The organism is Bradyrhizobium sp. UFLA05-89 (genome assembly GCF_059803475.1).
Window position 1 is genome coordinate 25,105 of the sequence record NZ_JBANBA010000114.1, and the last position, 6,198, is coordinate 31,302.

A 6,198-nucleotide genomic window follows, 5' to 3' on the forward strand; every position below is an offset into this window, starting at 1 on the left:
CAGCAGGGGCTCCAAACCACCCGATTTCTGACAGGGTTCAAGCGATCGGATTGTAGATCGGGCCGCGCCTGGCGGCGTTCAGGGCGTCGATTAAGGCTTTGGCAAAGCTTGCCTTTTCCTCCGGTCCCAAAAAGCTCGCGATCGACACGCTGCGGCCGCGCGACACCAGATAGAGCCGTTCGAGGCCATACTCCTCGTCCGCCTCCTGCTCGAGCCGGACCCAGAGCGGATTGAACACCCATTCGGCGACATGGCCGCGATGGCTGACGCGCCGCACGCGCAATTCGGAAACCGTGACCACGATCTCCTCGCTCGCCCGCGCGGTGCGGAAATTGACCTTGAAGGCCCACCAGATCACCAGCACGTCGAGGCCGAAAAAGCCTAACACCGGCCAGGCGCCCATCATCAGGAAAACGATCCCGGTCACAAAGCTGACGACGCTGAGGAACAGCATCACGGCGAGGAAGCCGGTGCGGTTCAGCGAGCGATGCGGCGTCAGCAGCGCAGAGAAGATCTGCACCTCGCTCTCGCGCTCAATTCCGTTGCCTGTGCTCATGGCCTGTCAGTATATCCCGGTCATGGCAAAAATCACCCGCAAGACGGCCGTCCGCAAATCCTCCGTGTCGAAGAAGAAGGCAAAGGCGAAAGCCGCCAAGCCCGCGCGGGCCGCAAAGAAATCGCTCAAGGCAGTAAAGCCCAAGGCCACAAAACCCTGGACGCCGGCCGAGATCCACGAGGTCTTTTCCCGCTTCCGCAAGGCCAACCCGGAGCCGAAGGGGGAACTCGAGCATCTCAATCCCTTCACGCTGCTCGTTGCTGTCGTGCTGTCGGCCCAGGCCACCGACGCCGGTGTCAACAAGGCAACGCGTGAATTGTTTCAGGTCGCCGACACCCCGCAAAAGATGCTCGATCTCGGCGAGGAGAGCCTGCGCGAGTACATCAAGACCATCGGCCTCTACCGCACCAAGGCGAAGAACGTGATCGCGCTCTCGGCCAAGCTGCTGACCGATTTCGGCGGCGAGGTGCCGCGCACGCGCGCAGAGATCGAGTCGCTGCCGGGTGCCGGACGCAAGACCGCCAACGTCGTGCTCAACATGGCCTTTGGCGAGCACACGATGGCGGTCGATACGCATGTCTTCCGCGTCGGTAACCGCACGGGCCTGGCGCCCGGCAAGACGCCGCTCGAGGTCGAGCTCGGTCTCGAAAAGGTGATCCCGGCAGAGTTCATGCTGCATGCCCATCATTGGCTGATCCTGCACGGTCGCTATACTTGCCTCGCGCGCAAGCCACGCTGCGAGGTATGCCTGATCAACGATCTCTGTCGATGGCCGGAGAAGACGGTCTGAGGCAAGGTTTCTCCGTCATTCCGGGGCGATGCAAAGCATCGGACTATGGTGCGCAATTGCGCACCTGAGAATCTCGAGATTCCGGGTTCCGGTCCTTCGGACCGTCCCGGAATGACGCTAGCAGGAATTGCGTTCGCGACATGATTTCGGGGTGGTGCCGTGAGTCAACAAGAACAAGTCAGTTCGCCGCCGCCCGCCGCTCCGCTCGTCGCTTCCAAGCCGACACAACGACCGGCTCCTAGTCTCTGGAGTCGACTCGCCATTCCGCTGTTTGCCGTCGTCGTCGCGCTCGGCTTCGTTGCACTGGCGACGTTGCGCTTCGATGAATGGGTCGGCAGCGCGACGATCCAGACTACCAATGATGCCTATGTCCGCGCCGAGCTGACGCGGCTTGCCAGCCGCGTGACGGGCGAGGTGCTCAACGTCGCGGTCACCGATTTCCAGCGCGTGCATGCCGGCGATCTCCTGATCCAGATCGACCCCGCCGACTATCAGGCCCAGGTCGCGCAGGCCGAAGCGAACGTTGCTGCGGCACAGGCGGCGCTGGACAATCTGAGCAACCAGGTCGAGCTGCAATATGCGACGATCGCGCAGGCCGAGGCCGCGCGATTGTCCGCCGAGGCGCTGGAGGTCGAGGCGCAGCAGGAGCAGCAGCGTCAGCAATCGTTGTCGCAGAGCGAGTCCGGCACACGGCAGCGGCTTGAGCAGGCGGTCGCGTCGCTCGCCAAGGCACAGGCCGATGTGCGCGCAAGCCGCGCCGTGATCGCCGCACAGCGCCATCAGCTCGAAGTCCTGCAAGGGACCAAGAAGCAGCGCGCCGCCGACCTCGAAGCGGCCAAGGCGACGCTCGCGAGTGCCCAGCTCAAGCTCGGCTACACCAGGATCACAGCGCCGTTCGATGGCGTCGTCGGCGAGCGCCAGGTGCAGCCCGGCGACTACGTCAATATCGGCACCAATCTGATCAACGTGGTGCCGCTGCCAAAAGTCTATGTGATCGCGAACTACAAGGAGACCCAGCTCACGCACGTGCAGCCGGGCCAGGTCGTCGACATTACCGTCGACAGCTTCCCGCGCCAGCGCCTGCGCGGCCGCGTCGAGCGCATCGCGCCGGCGACCGGCTCACAGGTGGCGCTGCTGCCGCCGGACAATGCAACCGGCAATTTCACCAAGGTGGTGCAGCGCGTTCCCGTGCGCATCCAGCTCGACGACAACCAGCCGCTGGTCGAACGTCTCCTGCCGGGAATGTCCGTCGTCACCAGCATCCACACCGACGGTGCAGGGCCGAATGGCGGCAAATGACGGTGCCGATCGCGGACCGGTCTCGCGCGGCGGCATCGCGCCACGACCGGCCTTCGCCGTCGTGGCCGTGCTGCTCGGCTCGTTCCTCGCCAATTTCGACAGCCGCCTGACGACGGTCGGCCTGCCCGACCTGCGCGGCGCATTCTCGCTCGGCTTCGACGAGGGAGCCTGGCTCTCCACCGCCGGTATCGGCTCGCAGATCTTGATCGCACCGGCGGTGGCCTGGCTCGCGACTGCGTTCGGCCTGCGTCGCGTGCTCGGCATCCCGAGCCTCGTCTACGCCGTCGTCTCCTTCATCATTCCCTTCGTTCACGATTTTCCCGCATTGATCGCGCTCAGCATCGTGCATGGCCTGCTGCTCGGCACCTTCGTGCCGGCGACGCTGATGATCGTGTTCCGCAATCTGCCCATCCGCTGGTGGCTGCCGGCGATTGCGGTCTATTCGATCCGCGTCGGCTTTGCGCTCGATACCTCGACCTCGCTCGTCGGCTTCTATGTCGACCATCTCGGCTGGCAATGGCTGTACTGGCAGGGCGTCGTCATCGCGCCATTGATGGGCCTGATGGTTTATCTCGGTACGCCCAGCGAGCCAGTCAATCGCGACCTGCTGCGCGATGCCGATTGGGGCGGCATGGTGCTGCTCGGTGCTTCGGTTTCGATGATCTATGCCGGCCTCGACCAGGGCAATCGGCTGGACTGGCTGGAGTCGGGCACGGTGATGGCGCTGCTCGCCAGCGGAGCCGTGCTGTTCGTCGGCTTCCTCATCAACGAATCCCTGGTCCGCCAGCCCTGGGCGCACGTCAACGTGTTGTTCTCGCGCAATGTCGGATTGTCGCTGGTCCTGATCCTGCTCTACACCCTCACCAGCCTGTCCAACTCGTCGCTGGTGCCGAATTTCCTCGCCAATGTCGGCCTGCTCAGGCCCGAGCAGAGCGGCCTGTTGCTGCTCATCTATGGCGCACTGCCGATGTTCGTGCTGGTGCCGATCTCGATCTGGCTGCTGCGGCATTTCGATACGCGGACGGTGGTGGTCGTGGGCTTTGCATGCTTTGCGGCGGCCAACCTCTGGGGCACCCAGCTCACCCACGACTGGGCGCGCGAGGATTTCGTCGGCATCGTGCTGCTGCAGGCGATCGGCCAGGCGCTGACCCTGCTGCCGCTGATCATCACGCTGCTGTCGAACTCCGACCCGAGCCGTGCGACGGCTTTTGCGGCCTATATCCAGATCATGCGGCTTGGCGGCGCGGAGATTGGCATTGCGCTGATGGGAACCTGGCTGCGGATCCGCGAGCAGATCCATTCCAACTATCTCGGCCAGCACGTCGCAACCGGCGATGTCGACGTGGTCAGGATGCTGAAGCAGCTTGCCGATCGCTTCGCCGGCCATGGCTTAGGGGCGGCGCAGGCCCGCGCGGTCGGCACGCTCGCGGGCTTCGTGCAGCGCGAGGCCAATGTGCTCGCCTATAGCGACGGCTTCTGGCTGTGCTTCTGGCTCGCGATCACGGCGCTCGGTTGCGTCGCGCTGCTCACCCGCGCCCCGCCGGGCCCATTCACGCCGGCGCCGTTCGGCTTCGCCAAGACGGTGCTGCGCAAGTGCGGCGTGCCGGTGACGTAGAGCGTAGAGCGTGGACCGGCGTTCCCTCGCGACAAACGCGGAACGCGTTTGCGCGGAGATCAGGCTCAAACGACGACCTCAAGCGCGATGACGATTCATCCTAATCTCATCGCGCCTTGGTTGGGCGGGGTGCGGATCAGGCGATGCTTCTATCCTCCATCATCCGGCGTTTGACAGTTTCGCAAGTCTTGCGAACATCCTCTGTAAACAGGGCACATTCTTCGATGCGCTTGAAAATCTTCTTGGCTTCCTCGCGATATGAGGCCGCAGTATCTCGCATGAAGGCAATCGTAGTGTGCACCTCGGCGGTCATCGCCTCGCATTTTTTTGCCGCGCTGATCAACTCAGTGCCCATAGCTTCGATCTCTTTGGCCGCGGCCTCATAGTCGCGCACGACGGCCTCGGCAGTGAGCTGGCCTACACGCGAAACCCCATCTCGATGCTCGACGTAGTCGGGCAATGGCTCGGATAGAGGCGGTGGGGCAACCCAGCCGGCCGACCCGGGCAAGGCCGCCGTGACATCTGCTTCAAGCCTGGCCAGATCTACTGACTTGTTTCTCGGAAATCTTTCGATGTTTGCCATGGATCAATTCTCCTAATGGACTCTACCTCCTCAGGAAATGGAGCCGATGCGCGAGAGATTCCGGACAACTGTCGCTGGCCCCGCCATTCCGCGGGATCGCCTCGGACTGGCGAGCTGATTGAGAATCCTGATTCGTGGCGAAAGATCCGCAAAACTACGGCGATGCTCTATCGCGAGGACGTTCTCCTCGGACCTCCGCCTTCAAGCTCTCGATCGTAGGAGCGCCCCAATCAGCCTCTCTCCCGCAAGCGGGGGAGGGAGCGATCTCCTTCGCGGGTGCGCAACCGGACCCAAGCGATCGCTCCAATCGCGGTCACCGCATCGACCGCGCCGGCTCGATCAGCTCAGGCCGCCGCCCCGACAGGCGCTTGTGCATGTGGACCATGAAGGCCATGCCGAAGATCGGCGTCGCCAGATTGACGATTGGAATCGACACGAAGGCGGCGATGATCAGGCCGGCGGCGAAGATGGTCGCCGCATTGTCGCGCCGCATCGCCTTGGCTTCCTCCGGCGGGCGGAAGCGCATCGCGGCAAGCTCGAAATATTCGCGGCCCAGAAGCCAGGCGGTGGCGAGGAAGAAGATCAGGAAGCCGGCGCCGGCCAGGAACACGAAGGGCAGCACGATCAGATAGACCAGGATGGTCAGCAGCGCCGTCTTGACGCCCTCGTGGATGGCCATCGTGAACGGCAGCGCGACACCGGGTCGCTCGGCCGGATAGTGTTCGCGCTCGACATGGTCGGCGACGTCGTCGACGAACAGGCTCGCCACCAGCGAGGTGATCGCGGGCATCAGGAGGATTCCGCCGAACACCACGCCAAGGCCGGCCGCGATCGAGACGATCCAGGCCAGCACTTCCAGCGCGGAATGCCAGCCGGGGCCGAGCAACCCCTCGAGCCAGACCTCGCCATAGGTGGCAAACCAGCTGAGCAGCCGCTGCAAGCCGATCGCCAGCACGGTGATCAGCACGAGCGCGACGCCGATCGAGCGCCACAGGATCGAGCGCATCGGCGGCGAGATGATCTGCGACAGCGCCTTGACGGCGGCATCAAGCATCGGGGTACCTCTCACGAGAATTCACTGGCGAGAGGTAGACATGCCGGTCCCTTTCGGCAAGGGACGTTGACAAGCGAGGCTGACCTGCCACCGCGTGCGGCCTACAGCATGATCCGGAAAAGTGCGTCGCGGTTTTCCCTCGCGACAAACGCGGTACGCGTTTGCGCGGAGATCATGCTCAAACAACAACCTAAAGCGCGATGACGATTCATCCCAATCTCATGGCGCTTTAGTCTTACTGTGTCATAAAATCATCCGCACGGTACGTCTTTGGATGAGAGCAGTACAGCACGGACATCGT

At 63.5% G+C, this 6,198-nt stretch carries 6 protein-coding genes; 3 read left to right on the forward strand and 3 right to left on the reverse strand.

What is annotated here, in order from left to right:
• Positions 1-37: 37 nt before the first annotated feature.
• Positions 38-556 carry a DUF2244 domain-containing protein gene (locus tag SO139_RS37655; RefSeq protein ID WP_449384565.1) on the reverse strand — a complete coding sequence of 173 codons (519 nt, stop codon included), beginning with the start codon at positions 554-556 and terminating at the stop codon, positions 38-40.
• Positions 557-578: 22 nt separating this feature from the next.
• On the opposite strand from SO139_RS37655, the gene nth reads away from it, so the two are divergent.
• From nth to SO139_RS37670, 3 genes are all read left to right on the forward strand, one after another.
• On the forward strand, positions 579-1,346 hold the full coding sequence (gene nth / locus SO139_RS37660) for an endonuclease III (RefSeq protein WP_449384566.1): 768 nt from the start codon (positions 579-581) through the stop codon (positions 1,344-1,346).
• Between the two features lie 159 nt (positions 1,347-1,505).
• A complete protein-coding gene (locus tag SO139_RS37665; protein WP_449384567.1) occupies positions 1,506-2,645 on the forward strand; it encodes an HlyD family secretion protein in 1,140 nt (379 codons plus the stop codon).
• Entirely contained in the window at positions 2,632-4,260 is a 1,629-nt protein-coding gene (locus SO139_RS37670; protein WP_449384568.1) for an MFS transporter, read from the forward strand. The genes SO139_RS37665 and SO139_RS37670 overlap by 14 nt, the downstream gene beginning before the upstream one ends.
• A gap of 136 nt (positions 4,261-4,396) precedes the next feature.
• Here SO139_RS37670 and SO139_RS37675 read toward each other — a convergent pair whose 3' ends face one another.
• Positions 4,397-4,843 carry a hypothetical protein gene (locus SO139_RS37675; protein ID WP_449384569.1) on the reverse strand — a complete coding sequence of 149 codons (447 nt, stop codon included), beginning with the start codon at positions 4,841-4,843 and terminating at the stop codon, positions 4,397-4,399.
• Between the two features lie 313 nt (positions 4,844-5,156).
• Positions 5,157-5,897, reverse strand: a complete 741-nt coding sequence (locus tag SO139_RS37680) for a sulfate transporter family protein (RefSeq protein WP_449384570.1) — start codon at positions 5,895-5,897, stop codon at positions 5,157-5,159.
• Between the last annotated feature and the right edge of the window lie 301 nt (positions 5,898-6,198).

Coding starts and splice junctions, on each gene's coding strand:
- SO139_RS37655 (WP_449384565.1), bottom strand. CDS start 556: ATGAGCACAGGCAACGGAATTGAGCGCGAGAGCGAGGTGCAGATCTTC.
- nth (WP_449384566.1), top strand. CDS start 579: ATGGCAAAAATCACCCGCAAGACGGCCGTCCGCAAATCCTCCGTGTCG.
- SO139_RS37670 (WP_449384568.1), top strand. CDS start 2,632: ATGGCGGCAAATGACGGTGCCGATCGCGGACCGGTCTCGCGCGGCGGC.
- SO139_RS37675 (WP_449384569.1), bottom strand. CDS start 4,843: ATGGCAAACATCGAAAGATTTCCGAGAAACAAGTCAGTAGATCTGGCC.
- SO139_RS37680 (WP_449384570.1), bottom strand. CDS start 5,897: ATGCTTGATGCCGCCGTCAAGGCGCTGTCGCAGATCATCTCGCCGCCG.